The sequence below is a fragment of the Streptomyces marincola genome (assembly GCF_020410765.1).
Taxonomy (GTDB): domain Bacteria; phylum Actinomycetota; class Actinomycetes; order Streptomycetales; family Streptomycetaceae; genus Streptomyces; species Streptomyces marincola.
The window spans coordinates 6,252,617-6,269,866 of record NZ_CP084541.1 but is presented as its reverse complement, the minus strand read 5'-3'; the positions used below and the strand labels follow the sequence as shown (position 1 = coordinate 6,269,866).

Genomic DNA, 17,250 nt, shown 5'->3' with positions numbered 1-17,250 from the left:
GGTTGACGGCCCCTGGAGGCTGCTCTACGGTCCGCCCAGTATTACGAATGCCGTTCGACATATCGAACATCGAGCCGCCGGCATCTGCCCGCATCCCCCACCCCTCGCGCGAGCGCCGCGCCGCCGCGCGAGGCGAACCCGGCCACGGGCAGGCGCCGACACCGGACAGGAAGGTCGGACCAACGCAATGAGCGGACCGAACGGACATCGCACACCGGGCAGGCCCCGGCGCCTCTCCCGGCTGATCGGCTGCCTGCTGGCCGTCTTCGCGCTCGCCGTGACGGCACCGGCCGGCGCGGCCGGGCTGCCGCGCGCCGAGGACGGGATCGACGCCGCCGCCTACCCGAACCCCGGGCTTGTCACCGGCGACATCGGCGTGCACGACCCCACGTTCGTCAAACGGCCCTCGGGCGACTACCTGGTCGCGCACACCGGGGACAACATCGCCCTGAAGACGTCGACCGACAGGACGGCGTTCCGCAACGCGGGCAGCGTCTTCCCCGGCGGCGCGCCGTGGACGACGGAGTACACCGGAGGCAGCCGCAACCTGTGGGCGCCGGACCTCTCGTACCACAACGGGCAGTACTACCTGTACTACTCGGCCTCCACCTTCGGCTCCAACCACTCGGCGATCTTCCTGGCGACCAGCCCGAGCGGCAACGCGGGGACGTGGACCAACAGGGGCCTGGTGATCGAGTCCTCGCGGTCGGACAACCACAACGCCATCGACCCGCACCTGCTCGTGGACGACGACGGGCGCTGGTGGCTGTCGTTCGGCTCCTTCTGGTCGGGCCTGAAGCTCGTGGAACTGAACCCGGCGACGGGGAAGCCCGCCGGCGGCCCCCTGCACTCCATCGCCGGGCGCGGCGGCGGCGCGATCGAGGCGCCGACCATCTTCAAACGCGGCGGCTACTACTACCTGTTCGTGTCGTTCGACTCGTGCTGCCAGGGCGCGGACAGCACCTACCGCGTGATGGTGGGCAGGTCCACGAACGTGACCGGCCCCTACCGCGACCGGAACGGGGTGGCGATGACCTCGGGCGGCGGCACGGAGATCCTGGCCGGGCACGGGAACATCAACGGCCCAGGGCACCAGGACGTGTTCGCCGACGCCGACAGCGACATCCTGGCCTACCACTACTACGCGAACGACGGCAGGTCGCTGCTCGGCATCAACTGGCTCGGCTGGGACGCGAGCGGCTGGCCCTACGTGCACTGAGCCCGCGCCGGGCGCCCGGGCCGCGCGGCCTGATGCGGCTCAGGCGCCCGTCCGCGCGTGGTCGTCCCCCACCGCGCCGGCCAGCCGCTCGCGGGCGCGGCGCAGGTGGGTGCGCATGCGGGCCGCCGCCGTGTCGGCGTCCCGCTCGCGCAACGCCTGGAGAATGCGCTCGTGTTCGACCAGGGTCGCGCGCGCCATGCCCGCCCGGAAGAACAACCGGTACTGGTGGGCGTGCGCGTGCAGGCGGCACAGCGTGGTGCGCAGCAGCGCGTTGCCGCCCAGGGCCGCGATCCCGTCGTGGAACGCCGCGTCGTTGCGCAGGTAGACGAGCATCGACTCGCGGCTGCCGTCGTCCCTGGCCGCCTCCGTCTCGGCGAGGGTGCCGGCGAGCCGGACGAGGTCGCCGGGCGCCGTGCGGTCGGCCGCGCGGGCGGCGACCGCGGGTTCGAGGAGCAGCCGGACGTCGAACAGCTCGTCGAGATCGCGGGGCCCGAGCAGAGGAGCCGCCGCGTACCCGGCGAGGGAGCGCTTGACGACCAGCCCCTCGGCTTCGAGTCTGGCCAGGGCCTCGCGCAACGGGGTCGGGGAGACGTCGAGTTCGGCGGCGAGGGTGTTGATGTTCATCCGCGAACCGGGTGGGATCTCGTGATCCACCAGGCGCCGGCGGATCAGTTCGTACGCCACCTCCGCGAGCACCTGCCGCTGCGGCCTGGTCGCCATGCTGCTGCCTCCCGTCGGGGCCAGTCGCTCCGCCCCTCCGCAAGGAATCTAGCCCACGGGCACCACGCGGCCCGCGCCCACCACCGGCACCCGCGGGCTCAGCCCCCGGCCGTGCGGCGGGCGCCGGTCCGCTGCTCCGGTCCGGCGGCGGACCGTTTCCTCTCGCCGTGGTCGTGCCACCGCGCCACGGCGACCGGGGCCGTGGAGAGCAGGATGAGGCCGAGGGTGACGGGCAGCACCCAGCCGGGCACGTCGGTGGCCTCGACGCCGCGCCACTGGAGCCAGGCGAGCGGGAGCAGCGCCACGCCCAGCACGGCGTTGGTCTGCAACAGGGCTTTGGCCAGGCGGCGGGCCGAGGCCCTGCTCGCCGGGCGGTTGCTCATGGCCGCCATGGCCGCGGACCAGCGGTCCGCCGATTCCGGCAGCTCGTCGCGCGGCGTGGTGCGGGCGGTCAGCGCGACGCACCCGGCGAGGGCCAGGGTGAGCCCCGCGTAGACCCAGACGGGGATGAACGCCGACAGCACGGTCTTGTCGGCCCAGGCGTCCACGCCGCCCGGCCCGATGTGCTGGGGCACCCGGTCGGGCAGGTCCTGGTAGCGCAGCACGCCCCACACCGCCATGCCGCACAGCAGCAGCACGCTGGGGGCCAGCCACCCCCAGGGCAGCCGGCGTTCCGCTTCCGCCCCCGCCGGCCGGGACCGCTCCCCGCTCCGGCCATCCGCCTTCGGCCCGCGCCGCATGCCGCCCCCGTCCGTCCTCGTGTGTCCCGAATCGCCCCCCAGCTTAGGTACCGCGGACGGGCGGCGTCACCCGCGGTCCGCCGATGCCCGCGTCCTGCGGCCGCCCGCCACGAGGTGCCGTTGCGGCTCGATGTGGCGCAGCTGGTAGACCGCGCCCGACCGCCGCAGCACGCCGCGGCGTTCGTGGGCGTCGATGAGGAACGGCATCGGCCTGCGCGGGAGTCCGTGCGGCAGGGCGAGGTACAGCCGGGCGATGGCGAACGGGCCGCAGGCCGTCTGCTGCCAGGCCGCGGCGAGCGCGACGACGGTGCCGAGAAGCGCCCCGGTCAGCGGGCCGCGCACCAGTCCCGCGGCCGTGGGCTCCGGGTCGATGTGCTCCCAGCGCACCGCGCCGCCCCCTGCCGCGCAGGGGCTCGGGAATCCCGCGGACGTCCGGGGCCCGGTGCACGACGGCGTAGGCGGCGGCGATGGGCTCCGCGGCGTCGGGTACTCGAAGGGGCTGCGGCCGAGGCAGGCGCAGGAGAGCACCGAGCCCGGGGCGAACATGTCGGCCCGCGTTCCCACGGCGTGCGGCCGGCCGCCGGCTCCCCTGGCTCCGCCATGCGCCCCCAGGGGAACGCGGCCCCCGGTTGCCGACGGGCCGCTCCCGTCAGGGGGCGACGCGGCCCGGCGCGCCCTGCGCACCGGAGACGCCGACGCGGGGGTGGCGCGCGTGCGGCACCACCATCGGGGTCAGCGTCTGCGGGTCGGGCACGATGTCGCACGCGAGGCCGAACACCTCCCGCACGAGCGCGGCCGTCAGCACCTCGGCCGGCGGCCCCTGGGCGACGACGCGTCCGGCGTGCATCACCACCAGGTGGGTGGCGAAACGCGCGGCCTGGTTCAGGTCGTGCAGCACGGCGACGACCGTCCGGCCCTCGCGGTGCAGTTCGGCGCACAGCTCAAGCAGCTCGTACTGGTGCGCGATGTCGAGGAACGTGGTCGGCTCGTCAAGCAGCAGCAGCTCCGTCTGCTGCGCCAGCACCATGGCGATCCACGCCCGCTGGCGCTGCCCGCCGGAGAGTTCCGCGGCGGAGGCGTCGGCGAGTTCCGTGAGCCCGGTGCGCTCCAGCGCCTGGGCGATGGCCGTCTCGTCCTGCGGCGACCACTGCCGCAGCAGCGTGTGGTGCGGGTACCGGCCGCGGCGGACGAGCCCGCGCACCGTGATGCCCTCGGGGGCCAGCGGGCTCTGCGGAAGGAGCGCGACCTGCCGGGCGACGTCCTTGCCGCGCAGCGAGCGGACGTCGGCGCCGTCCAGCAGCACGCGCCCGCTCTCCGGCTTCAGGACGCGGGCGAACGCTTTCACGAGGGTCGACTTGCCGCACCCGTTCGGCCCGATGATCATCGTGAGCTCACCGGGCGGGATGTCGAGGCTCAGCTCGCGCACGACGGGCGTCCCGCCGTAGGAGAGCGTCACGTCCCTGGCGGCCAGGCTCGCGCGGCGCGGCGCGGCTTCGGTGCTCACAGACTTCCCTTTCGCCATTCGCGCGTCAGCAGGTATCCGAGGTAGACGCCGCCGAACGCCAGCGTGTAGATGCCGACGGGGAGATTCTCCGCGATCGGGAGTTGCTGCGCGGCGAGGTCGGCGAGCACCAGCAGCAGCGCGCCGATGAGGGCGGCGAGGGTGAGATGGGGGCCGGAACCGCGCGTCAGGCGCCGCGCGATCTGCGGGGCGGTCAGCGCGACGAACGCGATCGGTCCTGCCACGCTGACCGCGCCGGCCGACAGCACGAGCGAGAGGACGACCGCGAAGGCCCGGGTGCGCTGCGGGTCCGCGCCGAGCGCGGCGGCCATCTCGTCGCCCATCTCGGCAGCGTGCAGGCGCCCCGCGAGGAGGGCGGCCAGCGGCGCGACGACGAGCAGCACGACCCAGATGGTGACCGCGTCGTCCCACGCCTTCGCGGCGAGGCTGCCGTTGAGGTAGGCGGTCAGCGCGGTCGCCCGGTCCCGTTCCACGGCGTACACGACGTACTGGGTCACGGCCGCGGCCATGGCGGCCACGCCGATGCCCGCGATGATGAGCCGCCCGGGGCTGCGGAACCCGGTGCCCGTGGACACGTAGACCAGCGCCACGGCCAGGGCCGCTCCGGCGACGGCCCCGACGGGCACGGGCACGGTCCCGGGAAACAGCAGCGCCGCGATGGCCGCGCCCGCGCCGGCGCCCGCGCCGAGCCCGATGACGTCGGGACTGCCGAGCGGGTTGCGGGTGACGGACTGGAACAGCGCGCCCGACAGGCCGAGCGCCGCGCCGGTGGCGACGGCGACGACGAGCCGGGGCCCGCGGAGGCGTTCGAGCACGAACTCCTCCTTGCCGTCCGCGCCGCCGAAGAGTGCGCCCGGGAGGTCGCCCGGCGGGATGCCGAGCCGGCCGAGGGCCAGGGTGGCGACGGCCGCGACCGCGAGCAGCAGCACGGTGAGCAGGCCGACGACGACGGCGGGGACGTTGACGGGAACGGCCACCGCGCGGCCCGCGGTCAGCACCCGGCGCGGTGGCGCGGCCGGGGTCGCGGCCCTGGCCCGTGTCATGTGCTCTCCTTCATCCGCCGCACGGCGTACAGCAGGACGGGGGCGCCGACGAAGGCGGTGACGACCCCGACCATCAGTTCCTGCGGGCGCATCACGACGCGGCCCAGCACGTCCGCGAGCAGCAGCAGGGTGGGGCCGACGACGGCAGAGAACGCGATCTGCGCCCGGAAGTCGACGCCGGCGAAGGCCCGCACGATGTGCGGGACGGCCAGGCCGACGAACGCGATCGGGCCCACGGCCGCGGTGGCGGCGGCACTGAGCAGGGTGGCCGCGACGAGGCCGCCCGAGCGGACCAGCGCGGGACTCGCCCCGAGCGAGGAGGCCGACTCGTCGCCCAGGGCCAGGGTGTTGAGTCCCGGCGCGAGGAGCAGGGCGAGCACGAGACCGGCCACGGCGAACACGATGACCGACCGCAGCACGTCGAAGTCACGGCCGCCGAGCGCGCCGACGACCCAGTAGCGGTAGCTGTCGAAGGTGTCGGGTTTGCTGAGGGCGACGGCCTGGATGTAGGCGGTCAGGACCGCGGTGACGACGGCGCCGGCCAGCACGAGCCTGACCAGGCCCGCGCCGCCCGAGCCCGCGGACCCGATGGCGTACACGAGGAACCCGACCAGCAGCGCGCCCGGCATCGCCCACCAGACGGTCGCCGACTGCCCCGAGGCGCCGAAGAACGCGGTGCCGGTCACGACCGCGGCGGCGGCACCCGCGTTGATGCCGAGCAGCCCGGGGTCGGCGAGCGGGTTGCGGGCGATGCCCTGCATCAGGGTGCCGGCGACGGCGAGGCAGACCCCGGCGAGGACGCCGAGGGCGGTGCGCGGGTAGCGGCTCTCGACGACGGTCGCGACGTAGTCGTCCGCGGTGCCGTTCCAGACGTCGAGCACCTCGGAGAAGGAGGTCGTCCGGCTGCCGAACATGACGCTGGCGAGCACGGCGAGGGTCAGCAGGACGAGCCCGGCGAGCAGGGCGCACACCAGCCGGGCGGCACCGGCGGCGGGCTTGCGCGCGGTGCCGCCCGACCGGGCGGTTGCGGTGGTGGTGGCCATGGAAAGCCGGTGGCGTCGTGCGGTCAGCCGTCGAGGGTGGCGACGGCCTCGTCGATCAGCGGCAGGTAGCGGTCGATGACCCAGGGCACCGTCAGCGGGTTGATGATCGAGGAGGCGGTGACGAACGCGTTGTCGTCACTGGCGACCACGGCGCCGCGCTCGATGGCGGGGATCGAGGCGTACAGCGGCTGCTCCTCGATCTCGGCGCGGGTCTCGGCGTCGGTGTAGAACGTGAAGATCAGGTCGCTCTCGGCGAGCTGCTCGGCGTTCTCCAGACCGATGAGGGCGGAGTCGGTGCCCTCGGTCTCCTCGAAGGTCTCGACCACCGGGTCGACGGTGAGGCCGAGGCCGCTCACCATCTCGACGCGCTGCTCCTCGGGGAGGAAGACGCCCAGCGTGCCGGGACCCGAGGTGTAGATGTACGAGAAGCTGACGCCCTCGTAGTCGGGGCGGGTCGCGGCGGCGTCGGCGAGCTGCTGCTCGATGCCGTCGATCAGCTCGGCGCTGCGCTCCGGCTGGCCGAGCGCGGTGGCGATCAGCTCGATCTGCTCGTCCCAGTTCGTGCTCCACGCCAGGTCGGGGTAGGCGACGGTGGGCGCGATGTCCGACAGGATGTCGTACTGGTCCTGGGTGATGCCCGACCAGGGGGCCAGGATGACGTCGGGTTCCAGTTCGAGGATGGCGTCGAAGTCGATCTCCTCACCGCCGGTGAACTGGGTCGGCAGCTCGTCGCCCGCCTCGGTCACGGCCTCGTGGATCCAGGGCAGGTAGCCGGTCTCGTCGCTGCCCCACTCGTAGCTCTCGATGCCCACCGGGGTGTGCCCGAGCGCGATGGCCGTCTCGGCCGAGCCCTGGCCGAGCGTGACGACCCGTTCGGGCTGCTCGGTGATCTCCGCCTCGCCCAGGGCGCTTTCGATGGTGACAGGGAACGCCCCGCCGCTCTCCGCCGCCGGCGCCGACGTGTCGTCTTCCTCCTCCTCGCCCGAGCAGGCGGTGACGGCGAGAGCCAGCGCGGCGAGGGCGGCCGGGAGGGCGAGCGCCTGACGGCGTATGCGGGTGGAGCTGGACGGCATGGGTATTCCTTATGGGTTCCGGTGACTGCACGGCCGCAGCGCGGATCGCGCGAGCTTAGGTTAGCCTAAGCTCACTCTCCTCCGCTTTCAAACGGCCCGCCGCGCGCGGATCCCACCGGGCCGCCGCCCGGGAGCGGTTGAACGGCGCGGCCGGTCGGTACCCTGCCCGCTGTGCCCGCGCGGACACCGCCGCGCGGCCGGACGCGAGGAGCGAGGCCCATGAGCGAGGACCCCGTACGTTTCGGCATCGTGGGCAGCGGCTGGCGCGCGGAGTTCTTCCTGCGGCTGGCGCGGGCGCTCCCCGACCGGCTCGCGGTGACCGGCGTGGTGACGCGAACGGCCGCGCGCGGCGCGGAGGTGACGGCCGCCTGGGGCGTGCCCGCGTTCCGGAGCGCCGCGGAACTCGTCGCGGCCGACCGCGCACCGGAGTTCGTGGTGCCGAGCGTGCCGTGGTCGCGGACCGGCCCGGTCACGGCGGAACTCGTCGCGCTCGGCGTACCGGTGCTCGCCGAGACGCCGCCCGCGGCCGACCTGCCGGGACTGCGCGAGGTGTGGCGCGCGGCCGGCGGCTCTGGACTGGTCCAAGTCGCCGAGCAGTACCCGCTGATGCCGGGGCACGTCGCGCGGCGCGCCGTCGTCGAGGCCGGCGCCGTCGGCGAGGTGACGTCCGTTCAGCTGTCCTCCACGCACTCCTACCACGCGGTGTCCCTGATCAGGCACCTGCTCGGCACCGGCTTCGAACCGGCCACGGTGACCGCGCGGTCCTTCACCGCGCCGCTGGCCGACCCGCTGACCAAGGACGGCTGGTCGGACGACCTGGCGCCGCGCCAGGCCGCCACGACGCTCGCCCTGCTCGACTTCGGGGGCCGCACCGCCCTGTACGACTTCACCGACAACCAGTGGTGGAACCCGTTGCGCGCGCGCCGCATGGTGGTGCGCGGCTCCCTCGGGGAGATCGTCGACGACACCGTGGTGCGCATGGCGGATCCGCGCACGCCCATGACGTCCTCCCTGACCAGGCGGACCACGGGCACGGACCTCAACCTGGAGGGCCGCGAACTGCACCACATATCCTTCGACGGGCGGGTGGTGTACCGCAACGCCTACGTGGGGGCGTCCTTCTCCGAGGACGACCTCGCCGTCGTCGACCTGCTGTGCCGCACGGGCGCGTGGGCGCGCGGGCAGGGCCCGGAGCCCTACCCGCTCGCGGAGGGCTGCCAGGACCACCTGATCGGGCTGGCGATCAGCGAGTCCGCGCGCACCGGCACGCCCGTCACCACCACCAGGGAGCCCTGGGCCTCCTGACCGTCCAGGTCACGGCTTCCGACGGGTGGGGCGGCGGACGCTAAGGGCCGTGCCGAGGCGCGGTCGCTCGCGGTGACGCGCACGGCCGCCGGTCACTGGCCCGGGGGACGGGACGGCCCGTTCACGGCGGCGTGCAACTCGTTCACCATCTCGGCGACCGTCGCGGGCTTCTCGTCCAGTACCAGGTGCCCCGCGCCGTCGACGACCCTGAGCCCGGCGCCCAGCCGGTCGCGTACCGCCGGCGCGAGAACGCGTGGCGGGAAGAAGGCGTCGTGGCGCCCCGTCGCCACCACGCACGGCACCGAGCGCCGCGAGTCCATCGGCGCATCGCGGCAGTCTGGTCCCTGGTGCGCTACCGGTCGATGATCGCACTTGATCGATCTCGGCAAAGCAACAAGCGGTCCCGTCCGGTCGAAAGCGGGCTGGTGTGTCATGAAGTCCCCGTCGCCGCTTGTTATTTGACAGACTGCGATCTCCGGTGACCGTCGCACGGTTGCCGAAGACGAAAGCCCGATCAGCGAGTACAGCGAGAGGACGCCCATGTCCCCCCAACCCGAAGCGGACGCGACGCGCGCCGTGGTGCAGGATCTCCTCGTCCGGCTGGGCGAGGGCCCGCCCGAGCGCATCGCCGAGTTGTACGCGGAGCAGGTCGACTGGAGGCTCGACTGGCCGGAGTCCGCGCACGGCCGCGCCGCCACGCCCTGGATCCGCCACCGCACCACGCGTGCGGACGTCGCGGACCACTACCGCGAGCTGGCGGGGCACCACGTCCGCGGCGAGGCGGACACCCAGGTCGAACGCGTGCTCGTGGACGGCGAGGACGCGGTCGTGCTCGGTGAGATCCGGCAGACCGCGGAGTCGACGAAGCGTGCCTACCGGGCCCGTTTCGCCCTGCACCTCACGGTGACCGACGGTCTCATCACGCGCCAGCACACCTACGAGGACAGCCTCGCCGTCGCCGAGGCGTTCGACGAGAGCGCGTAGCCACCGGCACACCGTGGCCGCCGCGGGAGCACCCGTCCCGCGGCGGCCACGGCGTGCACCGCGCCGGGCGCGGAGTGCCCAGGAGCTAGCGCGGGGAACGCGGCCGGCGCCCGGCGGAAGTCCGTCTCACTTCTCGACGGCCGGCTGGGCCTCGCTGGGCTGGACGATGACGAATCCCTCGCCTTGCAGCACGAGTTGGAACGCCTCGCCGGAGCCGCCGCGGAACATGGACTTCAGGCTCTGCGACCGGTTGATCGAGCTGCTCAGTCCGCTCGACCAGCCGACGACGGCATCGGTGTCCACGTAGACGGGCGCTTGGGACGACACGGGTATGACGATCGGCGCGCCGTCCGATATCAGGCCGATCCGGCCCTGTCCCTCGAACTCGCAGTTGAACAAGCCGCCACCGGCCATTCCGGCACCGCTGACCATCTTGATCCGGTACCCGAGTGAGGAGTCGAAGCACAGGACGTTGCGGCCGTTGATGGTCAGGCCGTCGCCCTGCTCCAGGTCGATGATGAAACAATCCTGGGCGTTGTGGGCGAACCACACCTCCCCCTGCCCCTTGGCCACCATGAGGGGCAGCCCCTCGCCGGTGACGGCCCGCTTCAGGAAGTTGCCCACCCCCTGGGACTTCACCTCGAATTGCAGATTGCCGCGAAAGGCCACCATGGCCCCCTGGCGCGCGTGGCACTCACCGTCGACGACGTACTTGATGGACCGGCTGTGTTGCAGACTCATGCCGACCGCGGCCGGGGGCTGGGCCTGATATTCCGCTGAGAAGAGATCGCTTCGCATGGCGCGAATGGTACGTCCTGGCACCCCGCGGGCGGGCCCCGACCGGCCAGGTCCCCGGCAACTCCCCTGGCCGACGCGGCCGTTCACGGGTGCCGCCCGGCGTATCCCGCGGTGTTTTCCCGGTCACTCCCCGGCAGGAGCGAGCTGCCCTTTTCGCCGCCGGCCCCTCTCCCCCGGCAGGGGCCGGCCCGCCTTCAGTGCGCCTGCTCGTACGCCTCCCGGACGCTGGCCGGCACCCGCCCGCGTTCGTTCACATCGAAGCCGTTCTCCTTGGCCCACTGGCGAATACGAGCCGTGTCGACCGTTTGCCGATCGCGCTTGGGAGCGCTCCCAGAACGCTGGGTCCTGCCGGTCTTCCTGGCCTTGTTCACGAACGGGCCGAGAGCCGAGAGGAACTGGTCGAAGGAGTCCGGTGCGAGGTCGATCTCGTAGTTCACACCATCGATCGAGAAGGTGTGGGTACTGACCTCATCCGTGTCTTCGCCCGTGAGGTCATCGGTGTAGATAGTGACAACTTTCCTAGCCATGGCCGGGAGTATACGGCCAATGGAGTGGCGGCCCCCATAGGCGCCGAACACGTGCGCATCGCGATGTACTCGGCCCGCCCGTTCCGCGGTCGGCCGGTCCGCGTCCTGCCGTTCAACCGCGAACCCCATGAGGGGGCGCCGGGCCGTACGGCCCGGCGCCCCCTCACCGCGGCGGGGAAGTGCGGCGGCGCCCGCGGAATTCCCCCGGCCCGCGGTTATCCGGGAAATCCGCTCCCCGTTTTCTCCGGGGCCGGATAGGGCGACTGGGCCGGGATGCCCGCTTCGGCGCGCGCGGAAGCGAGCACGTCGGCCACCCGGACGCGGGCGCCTGCCGCCGAGGAGGCGATGGCGGCGTGCACCATCGCCAGGCTGAGCAGGTTGTCGTGGCACTCCCCCATGGGCACCCGCCCGGTCCGCAGCGCGGTCACGAACTCGGCGAGCGCGCCCGCCGTTCCCGCTCCCGGCGGCAGGGGCGCAGGGCCGTGGTCCACCGCCGCGCCCGGCGCGTCGTCCGCCAGCTGCGTCACGGGCTCGTCCTCGCCGTCCCACGTGGCGCTGCCCCGGGCCCCGGACAGCCGCCACCGGCTGTTCCACGAGGTCTCAAGGCCCGGCGCGCACCAGCTTCCCGTGTAGACGAACCGGACGCCGCCGCTCATCTCGAACACGGCGGTGGCGCCCGCGGCGCCCCGGTACCAGCTCCAGGAGGGGTTGAACTCCTCGCAGTAGACGCTGACCGGATCGCGGCCCAGCACGAAGCGGGCCGCGTCGAAGTTGTGCACGGCCATGTCGAGGACCAGGGGGTGGTCCATCGCCTCCCGGAAACCGCCGAACCTCGGCGCCCGGAAGAACTCCTGGGTCAGCACGCCGAGGTCCCCGAGGCTCGCGGCGCGGTCCCGCAGCGCCCACAGGCCGCGGTCGTAGCGGCGGGACTGGCTGACCATGAACAGCAGGCCGCTGTCCGCCGCCGCCTTCACCAGGGCGGTCGCCTGCGCGAGATCGGCGGCCAGCGGCTTCTCGCCGAGGACCGGCAGGCCGAGCCCGAAGGCTTCCAGCGTGACCGGCAAATGGGCCTCGGGAACGGTGACGTCGATGACGGCCTGGGCACCGCCCCGGGCGGCCACTTCGGAGAGTGAGGCGCCCACCGGGACGGCGACGTCCCCGAGTTCCTCCGTGACGGCACGGCGGGCGGTCGCCGGGTCGAGATCGACCACACCGGCGAGCGCCACCCGGTCGTCGGCCGCGACCGTGCGCAGCCAGGCGCGGCCCATGCCGCCGGCCCCGACCACGAGCACGCGCAGGGGTCCTTCCCCCGGCACCGTGGCGAACGAGGGCGGCGCGCTCACCGGCCCGTTCCCTCGAACCAGCCCGCCTCGCGCCGGTGCAGCTCCGGCAGCCGCCGCTGCTCGGCGTGCCCCCTCGCCCAGCGGACCCCGTTCGCGATCACGCGGCGGACGCCCGGGTGGTGGTACACGGGGTACGCCTGGTCGCCCGGGCTGAAGTAGAAGATCCGCCCGTGGCCGCGCCGGAAGGTGCAGCCGGAGCGGAAGACCTCGCCGCCGCTGAAGGAGCTGATGAACACCAGCTCGTCGGGCGCGGGGATGTCGAAGAACTCCCCGTACATCTCCTGTTCGGGAATGATCAGCGGGCTGGGTATGCCCTCGGCGATGGGGTGCGTGGGGTCGACGGTCCACACCAGTTCGCGGTCCTCGCCCGAGCGCCAGTCGAGGTTGCAGGTGGTACCGAGCAGCGTGGTGAAGATCTTCGACAGGTGGCCCGAGTGCAGCACGACCAGGCCCATGCCCGCCAGGACGTGCCGGCGCACGCGGGCCACGACCTCGTCCGCCACCTCGCCGTGCGCGCGGTGGCCCCACCAGGTGAGGACGTCGGTGGCGGCCAGGACCTCCTCGGTCAGGCCGTGCTCCGGGTCGGCCAGGGTCGCGGTGCGGACGTCGGCGTCCGGCACGTGCTCCCGGACGGCCGCCGCGATCTCGCCGTGGATGCCCTGGGGGTAGCGGGCGCGGACCTCGGGTTCCGTGGTCTCGTGGACGTTCTCGTTCCAGACCGTGACGCTGAGGGGGCGCTGCGTCGTCGAGGCGGTCATGGTGGTCCTCACCTCCGTGTTCGTGCTTCCGCGGGACCCTACCCGCGACAGCGTGCCCCCACCCGGCCGGACGCGCCCGCGGGGGGCCGGGCCGCGACGGCCGCCTCAGCCGGCGAAGACCTCGATCAGGGACCAGACGGCGAGGCCGAGCATGCACACCCCGCCGATGCGCTGCACGGTCCGCAGGGGCACGCGCCGGGCGATGAACCGGCCGACCAGCAGGGCGAGCGCGGACACGCTCATCAGGGCCGCGGCGGCGCCGATGGCGGTGGGCAGGGCGCCGTTGGTGGCGGCGAGGTTCGCGGTGGTGATCTGGGTCAGGTCGCCCCACTCGCTGATGAACACGGCGGTGAACGCGGTCGTCCAGACCGGCAGGAAGCCGGTCACCGTCCCGGCGCCCCCCGCGTTCCCGTCCTCCTCGTCGTCGCCCCCGCCGCGCAGCAGGAGGAACGCGCCGAGGCCGAAGAGGACCGCGGACACCAGCCGCACCGACCAGTCGGGCAGCAGGCCGATGAGGCTGCCCGCGCCGACCGCGATCGCCACGTGCACCGCGAACGCGGTCGAGGTGCCGAACCAGACGTACAGCGGTCGCATGCGGGTGCCCATGGCCAGCGACGCGAACATCGTCTTGTCGGGCAGCTCCGCGAGGAAGATGAGGCCGAAGGCGGTGAGCACCGCCAGGAGGTCGAGGGACATGCCGGTGAGCTTTCTGTGCGGGCCGGGTCGCGTGGCACCTCACGGAATGTCCCAGCGGGAGCGGGGAGGACCACTCGGCCCGGCATGTCGTCCGGCCCGCACCGGAAGGTGCGGGCAGAGTCGTGCCTGGCCGAAGGTCTCGTCCACCGGGGCCCTGGCGGGCCGCGGCCCGGCGGCCGGGCCATCCGCGTGCGGATGGCCAGTATGTCGACCGGCCGGTGTTGCGGGACTACTCCCCTTCGCTGCCGCCCATGCTACCGGGCGCGGGACCGGCGCGGCCCGGGCGGCCCCCGGGGGCGTACGCGCCGGTCCCGGGCGCGCGCGGCCGGGGCCCGGTGGCCCGCCGGCTCACGCCCCCGGGGGCCTGAGTCCGGAACGCCCCTCCCGCCACATGGGCTGGAGTCGCGGCCCGCCGTCCGGCAGCTCGACCGGCGCCCCGAGCGCGAGGAAGCCGTACCGCTCGTACAGCGCCTGGCTGCGCGGAGTGCTGGCCTCCAGGTAGGCCGCCGCCCGCTCCTCGTCCACGCGGTCCAGGTGGTGGCGCAGCAGCGCACCGCCGAGGCCGCGCCCACGCAGCTCGGGCACGATCACGGTCTGCGACAGGTGCCAGTGCGGGACGCCGCTCGGGTGCCGGCGGCCCACCGCCTCCCGCACCTGGGCCATGCGGGCCAGGCCGTCCGTTCCGTAGACGCGTATCAGCGCGTCGGTGCCGGCCGCGTCCGCGCCGCCGTCGCCCGGCCCGTCCGCGTGCTCGTCGCCGTCGCCGTCGCCGGCACCGTCGACGAAGTGCCACATGGCGAGCCCCGCGATGCCGTCGTCACCGCTCACGAGCAGGACCTCGGCGCTCCGGCGGGTCGTGTCGAGCCAGGCGGCGATGTCCTGCCCCGCCTCGGCGCCCCGCCGTGCGCGCGTCTCCTCGTCCGGCGTGATCCACGCCGCCACGGCCTCGTCCACGGAGGCCGCCGCGAGCGCCCGCGCCGCCGCCTCGATGTCCTCTCCCCCGGCCCGCCGGACCGTGCCGAAACCGCGCACCACCATCACCTTGCCCGTCGTTCCCTTTTGCTCTCTCACCCAACAAGACCCCGGGCACGGCCCGGAAGGTTGCCGGGAACCGGCTGTGCTCCGACGGCGGCCGGGCCCCGCGTCAACTTCCGCGGCGGTGAGCGAGGTTGAGAGGGGAACGGGTGCGCGAACCGGTCACCCGGAGGTTACCCTGTGCGCCACGGCACGGGCGGGCCCGCCAACGACGGGCCGCGAGACGGAAGTTGGGACCTCTTCAATGGCGAACGAGAACGGCGCGGCCACGGCCGGTCAGGCCCAGGACATCGACCTCAGCAGGCCGAGTATCGCGCGGGTGTACGACGCGGTCCTGGGCGGCAAGGACAATTACGAGGTCGACCGCGTGGTCGCCGACGAAGTGCGCCGCACGATGCCGCACATCAGCGACGTCGGGTGGTACAACCGCGCGGTGCTCGGCCGCGCGGTGCGCCACCTGGCCGTCGAGGCCGGGATCCAGCAGTTCCTCGATCTCGGGGCCGGCCTGCCGACGTTGGAGAACACCCACCAGGTGGCCCAGCGGCACACGCCGCACGCACGGGTGGCCTACGTCGACAACGACCCGATCGTGCTGGCCCACGGCCGGGCCCTGCTGGAGGAGAACGAGTACACGGGCGTGGTCACGGCCGATCTGCGCGATCCGGAGGCCGTCCTCGCGCACCCCGGCGTGCGGCGTCTGATCGACTTCTCCCAGCCGGTCGGCGTGATGCTCGTCGGCATGCTGCACCACCTGCACGACGACGAGGACCCGCAGGGCATCGTCGACGCCTACATGGGGGCCGTACCCCCGGGGAGCCACCTGCTGCTGACGCACTTCTGCGACACGGGACCCGAGGCCCGCACGGTCGAGGAGACGATGCTGGAGTTCCTCGGCACCGGGCGGTTCCGCACGATGGAGGAGATCGAGGCGTACTTCCGCGGCCTCGAACTGCTCGAACCCGGCGTGGTGTCGCTGCCGCTGTGGCGGCCGGACTCCCCGGTCCCGCTGCCGCTGACCGTGGCCCAGCGGCTGATGGCCGGGGGCGTGGCACGCAAGCCCTGACGCCCCGTCAGGACGCGGGCTTCCCGCCCGGGCGCCGCGCCAGCACCAGGCGGCAGCGCGGGCTCCCGTCGGGCAGGGTGCCGAGCGCGGTGAGCGGCACGGTGCCCACGGAGAAGCCGGCGGCGGCCAGTTCTGCGCGCACCCGGGGCAGCGGGAACGTGCGGTAGTACATGACGAACGGCGGGCGCCACAGCGCGTTGCGCAGCCGCATCGCCGCGTCGAACCCGGCGAGCGCCCAGTAGGGCGCGGACCCGACGCGCGGCGGCGCGGCCACGGGGAAGGCCAGCAGGCCGCCGGGCCTGAGCGCGGCGCGCACGCCCGCGAACAGGGCGGGCCGTTCCGCCGGCAGGAAGTGGCCGGCCGCGCCGAAGCTGACGACCAGGTCGAACGCGTCGAGGAACGGCAGCGCCCTGGCATCGGCCCTGACCAGGTCGAGGGCGGGCCCGCCGGGCACGGCCCGGTGGGCGGCCCCGGCCACCCGGAGCATGCCGGAGCTGAAGTCGACGCCGGTGACGCGCTCCTGGCACAGTCCGGTGAGCACGCCGAGGCCGGCGCCGGTGCCGCAGCACAGGTCGAGGCCGCGGCGGAACGGCCCGAGCGGAGTCAGGGCGTCGCGGACGGCGGCGAGCACCGCGTCCGGGGTCCGGAACGGTGTGTGGTCGAACTTCGGCGCCAGCAGGTCGTAGCCGCGTTCGACCGACGACAGCGCCTGCACGGCCAGTTCGTGGAACGCGGGGCCCCGGGTGGTGAACACGGGCCCACGGTAGCGAATCGGCCTGGGCGCCCGAGCACTGCTCCCGGGGCGAGGGGGGATCGGCCGGTCGCTTCGGGGCCCGGTGGTTGCCAACCTGCGCCGCCCTTTTTTCAGGCAGCTGCCCGGACCGGACTGCCACCAGCAGGCGACGGCGAGCTTTCCGGACAGCAAGAACACCGCTGCGTCACGGTGTCACCTCCTGTCCTCCTGGGCGCACGAAAATAGCTCATTATGCGGGAGGGTTCCGGGGACCCCTCCCGAACGGTCAGCCTTACCATTCCGCGAGTGGTCGCGTGGCCTGGGCTGTCGCGTCTTCCTGCCCGCCGGTGAGCGTGACACTTCCGTTGTCCTGACGCGTAGGACGAGAGAGGAAACATGATGAGCGAACGGGTCGAGAATTCGACGATGACGCCGTACGAGCCGCCCGAACTCGTGGAGCTGGGCGAGTTCAGCGAAGACACCCTCGGCAACAACGGCATCTGGTGGGAGCCCTTCAACCCCCAGTACGACTACTGACACTCGACCCGGTGGTGATCGGGCCACGTCCGATCACCACCCATTCCGCCGACCCGAATGTGAATCCCCACCATAAATAACGAGTCTCCTCCACGGTCAGTAGGGAAGTTA

Annotated in this window: 20 protein-coding genes; 5 read left to right on the top strand and 15 right to left on the bottom strand. The window is 73.4% G+C overall.

Annotated features, from left to right (window positions below; translation table 11 throughout):
• The first annotated feature begins 187 nt into the window (after window positions 1-187).
• Window positions 188-1,219: an arabinan endo-1,5-alpha-L-arabinosidase gene (locus tag LC193_RS27720; RefSeq protein WP_226078116.1), complete on the top strand. Its 1,032-nt coding sequence runs from the start codon at window positions 188-190 to the stop codon at window positions 1,217-1,219.
• Between the two features lie 39 nt (window positions 1,220-1,258).
• Here the strand turns inward: LC193_RS27720 and LC193_RS27715 are convergent, their stop codons facing one another.
• The 7 genes from LC193_RS27715 to LC193_RS27685 all read right to left on the bottom strand — a co-directional run bounded on the left by LC193_RS27715 (window position 1,259) and on the right by LC193_RS27685 (window position 7,360).
• Window positions 1,259-1,939, bottom strand: coding sequence for a GntR family transcriptional regulator (locus LC193_RS27715; RefSeq protein WP_226078115.1), 681 nt, complete (start codon window positions 1,937-1,939; stop codon window positions 1,259-1,261).
• Between the two features lie 98 nt (window positions 1,940-2,037).
• On the bottom strand, window positions 2,038-2,679 hold the full coding sequence (locus LC193_RS27710; RefSeq protein ID WP_226078114.1) for a DUF1648 domain-containing protein: 642 nt from the start codon (window positions 2,677-2,679) through the stop codon (window positions 2,038-2,040).
• Window positions 2,680-2,745: 66 nt separating this feature from the next.
• On the bottom strand, window positions 2,746-3,066 hold the full coding sequence (locus LC193_RS27705; protein ID WP_226078113.1) for a hypothetical protein: 321 nt from the start codon (window positions 3,064-3,066) through the stop codon (window positions 2,746-2,748).
• A 262-nt stretch (window positions 3,067-3,328) separates the two neighbouring features.
• Window positions 3,329-4,201: an ABC transporter ATP-binding protein gene (locus tag LC193_RS27700; RefSeq protein ID WP_226078112.1), complete on the bottom strand. Its 873-nt coding sequence runs from the start codon at window positions 4,199-4,201 to the stop codon at window positions 3,329-3,331.
• On the bottom strand, window positions 4,180-5,244 hold the full coding sequence (locus LC193_RS27695; RefSeq protein WP_226078111.1) for a FecCD family ABC transporter permease: 1,065 nt from the start codon (window positions 5,242-5,244) through the stop codon (window positions 4,180-4,182). Before LC193_RS27695 ends, LC193_RS27700 begins: the two co-directional genes overlap by 22 nt.
• On the bottom strand, window positions 5,241-6,287 hold the full coding sequence (locus LC193_RS27690; RefSeq protein WP_226078110.1) for a FecCD family ABC transporter permease: 1,047 nt from the start codon (window positions 6,285-6,287) through the stop codon (window positions 5,241-5,243). Before LC193_RS27690 ends, LC193_RS27695 begins: the two co-directional genes overlap by 4 nt.
• A gap of 23 nt (window positions 6,288-6,310) precedes the next feature.
• Entirely contained in the window at window positions 6,311-7,360 is a 1,050-nt protein-coding gene (locus LC193_RS27685) for an iron-siderophore ABC transporter substrate-binding protein (protein ID WP_226078109.1), read from the bottom strand.
• Between the two features lie 219 nt (window positions 7,361-7,579).
• Between LC193_RS27685 and LC193_RS27680 the strand changes: the two genes are divergently transcribed.
• Window positions 7,580-8,665: a Gfo/Idh/MocA family protein gene (locus LC193_RS27680; RefSeq protein ID WP_226078108.1), complete on the top strand. Its 1,086-nt coding sequence runs from the start codon at window positions 7,580-7,582 to the stop codon at window positions 8,663-8,665.
• Window positions 8,666-8,757: 92 nt separating this feature from the next.
• On the opposite strand, the gene LC193_RS27675 is transcribed toward LC193_RS27680, so the two are convergent.
• Entirely contained in the window at window positions 8,758-8,985 is a 228-nt protein-coding gene (locus LC193_RS27675; RefSeq protein WP_226078107.1) for an alpha/beta fold hydrolase, read from the bottom strand.
• Window positions 8,986-9,205: 220 nt separating this feature from the next.
• Here LC193_RS27675 and LC193_RS27670 point away from each other — a divergent pair, with 220 nt between their 5' ends.
• Window positions 9,206-9,649 (top strand): nuclear transport factor 2 family protein, encoded by a 444-nt coding sequence (locus tag LC193_RS27670; protein WP_226078106.1) that lies wholly within the window; start codon window positions 9,206-9,208, stop codon window positions 9,647-9,649.
• 126 nt (window positions 9,650-9,775) lie between these two features.
• On the opposite strand, the gene LC193_RS27665 is transcribed toward LC193_RS27670, so the two are convergent.
• From LC193_RS27665 to LC193_RS27640, 6 genes are all read right to left on the bottom strand, one after another.
• The gene (locus tag LC193_RS27665; RefSeq protein ID WP_226078105.1) at window positions 9,776-10,447 is read right to left on the bottom strand and encodes an AIM24 family protein; all 672 of its coding nucleotides are present in this window, start codon (window positions 10,445-10,447) and stop codon (window positions 9,776-9,778) included.
• Between the two features lie 194 nt (window positions 10,448-10,641).
• The gene (locus tag LC193_RS27660; protein ID WP_226078104.1) at window positions 10,642-10,974 is read right to left on the bottom strand and encodes a histone-like nucleoid-structuring protein Lsr2; all 333 of its coding nucleotides are present in this window, start codon (window positions 10,972-10,974) and stop codon (window positions 10,642-10,644) included.
• A 215-nt stretch (window positions 10,975-11,189) separates the two neighbouring features.
• Complete coding sequence (locus tag LC193_RS27655; RefSeq protein ID WP_226078103.1) at window positions 11,190-12,317, bottom strand: Gfo/Idh/MocA family protein; 1,128 nt, start codon at window positions 12,315-12,317, stop codon at window positions 11,190-11,192.
• Window positions 12,314-13,075: a ThuA domain-containing protein gene (locus LC193_RS27650; RefSeq protein WP_226078102.1), complete on the bottom strand. Its 762-nt coding sequence runs from the start codon at window positions 13,073-13,075 to the stop codon at window positions 12,314-12,316. The genes LC193_RS27655 and LC193_RS27650 overlap by 4 nt, the downstream gene beginning before the upstream one ends.
• A 105-nt stretch (window positions 13,076-13,180) precedes the next feature.
• Entirely contained in the window at window positions 13,181-13,771 is a 591-nt protein-coding gene (locus LC193_RS27645; protein ID WP_226078101.1) for a TMEM165/GDT1 family protein, read from the bottom strand.
• 348 nt (window positions 13,772-14,119) lie between these two features.
• Window positions 14,120-14,842, bottom strand: coding sequence for a GNAT family N-acetyltransferase (locus LC193_RS27640; protein WP_226078100.1), 723 nt, complete (start codon window positions 14,840-14,842; stop codon window positions 14,120-14,122).
• 208 nt (window positions 14,843-15,050) lie between these two features.
• Here LC193_RS27640 and LC193_RS27635 point away from each other — a divergent pair, with 208 nt between their 5' ends.
• A complete protein-coding gene (locus LC193_RS27635) occupies window positions 15,051-15,869 on the top strand; it encodes an SAM-dependent methyltransferase (protein ID WP_226078099.1) in 819 nt (272 codons plus the stop codon).
• A 7-nt stretch (window positions 15,870-15,876) separates the two neighbouring features.
• On the opposite strand, the gene LC193_RS27630 is transcribed toward LC193_RS27635, so the two are convergent.
• Window positions 15,877-16,623, bottom strand: a complete 747-nt coding sequence (locus LC193_RS27630; protein ID WP_226078098.1) for a class I SAM-dependent methyltransferase — start codon at window positions 16,621-16,623, stop codon at window positions 15,877-15,879.
• 375 nt (window positions 16,624-16,998) lie between these two features.
• Here LC193_RS27630 and LC193_RS27625 point away from each other — a divergent pair, with 375 nt between their 5' ends.
• Window positions 16,999-17,139: a lasso RiPP family leader peptide-containing protein gene (locus LC193_RS27625; RefSeq protein ID WP_226078097.1), complete on the top strand. Its 141-nt coding sequence runs from the start codon at window positions 16,999-17,001 to the stop codon at window positions 17,137-17,139.
• Window positions 17,140-17,250 lie beyond the last annotated feature (111 nt).

What these genes read in the sequence shown, in the direction of transcription:
- LC193_RS27650 (WP_226078102.1), bottom strand. Translation starts at nt 13,075, where the DNA reads ATGACCGCCTCGACGACGCAGCGCCCCCTCAGCGTCACGGTCTGGAAC.
- LC193_RS27715 (WP_226078115.1), bottom strand. Translation starts at nt 1,939, where the DNA reads ATGGCGACCAGGCCGCAGCGGCAGGTGCTCGCGGAGGTGGCGTACGAA.
- LC193_RS27695 (WP_226078111.1), bottom strand. Translation starts at nt 5,244, where the DNA reads ATGACACGGGCCAGGGCCGCGACCCCGGCCGCGCCACCGCGCCGGGTG.
- LC193_RS27645 (WP_226078101.1), bottom strand. Translation starts at nt 13,771, where the DNA reads ATGTCCCTCGACCTCCTGGCGGTGCTCACCGCCTTCGGCCTCATCTTC.
- LC193_RS27635 (WP_226078099.1), top strand. Translation starts at nt 15,051, where the DNA reads ATGGCGAACGAGAACGGCGCGGCCACGGCCGGTCAGGCCCAGGACATC.
- LC193_RS27675 (WP_226078107.1), bottom strand. Translation starts at nt 8,985, where the DNA reads ATGGACTCGCGGCGCTCGGTGCCGTGCGTGGTGGCGACGGGGCGCCAC.
- LC193_RS27680 (WP_226078108.1), top strand. Translation starts at nt 7,580, where the DNA reads ATGAGCGAGGACCCCGTACGTTTCGGCATCGTGGGCAGCGGCTGGCGC.
- LC193_RS27710 (WP_226078114.1), bottom strand. Translation starts at nt 2,679, where the DNA reads ATGCGGCGCGGGCCGAAGGCGGATGGCCGGAGCGGGGAGCGGTCCCGG.
- LC193_RS27690 (WP_226078110.1), bottom strand. Translation starts at nt 6,287, where the DNA reads ATGGCCACCACCACCGCAACCGCCCGGTCGGGCGGCACCGCGCGCAAG.
- LC193_RS27700 (WP_226078112.1), bottom strand. Translation starts at nt 4,201, where the DNA reads ATGGCGAAAGGGAAGTCTGTGAGCACCGAAGCCGCGCCGCGCCGCGCG.
- LC193_RS27625 (WP_226078097.1), top strand. Translation starts at nt 16,999, where the DNA reads ATGATGAGCGAACGGGTCGAGAATTCGACGATGACGCCGTACGAGCCG.
- LC193_RS27665 (WP_226078105.1), bottom strand. Translation starts at nt 10,447, where the DNA reads ATGCGAAGCGATCTCTTCTCAGCGGAATATCAGGCCCAGCCCCCGGCC.
- LC193_RS27720 (WP_226078116.1), top strand. Translation starts at nt 188, where the DNA reads ATGAGCGGACCGAACGGACATCGCACACCGGGCAGGCCCCGGCGCCTC.
- LC193_RS27670 (WP_226078106.1), top strand. Translation starts at nt 9,206, where the DNA reads ATGTCCCCCCAACCCGAAGCGGACGCGACGCGCGCCGTGGTGCAGGAT.
- LC193_RS27660 (WP_226078104.1), bottom strand. Translation starts at nt 10,974, where the DNA reads ATGGCTAGGAAAGTTGTCACTATCTACACCGATGACCTCACGGGCGAA.
- LC193_RS27685 (WP_226078109.1), bottom strand. Translation starts at nt 7,360, where the DNA reads ATGCCGTCCAGCTCCACCCGCATACGCCGTCAGGCGCTCGCCCTCCCG.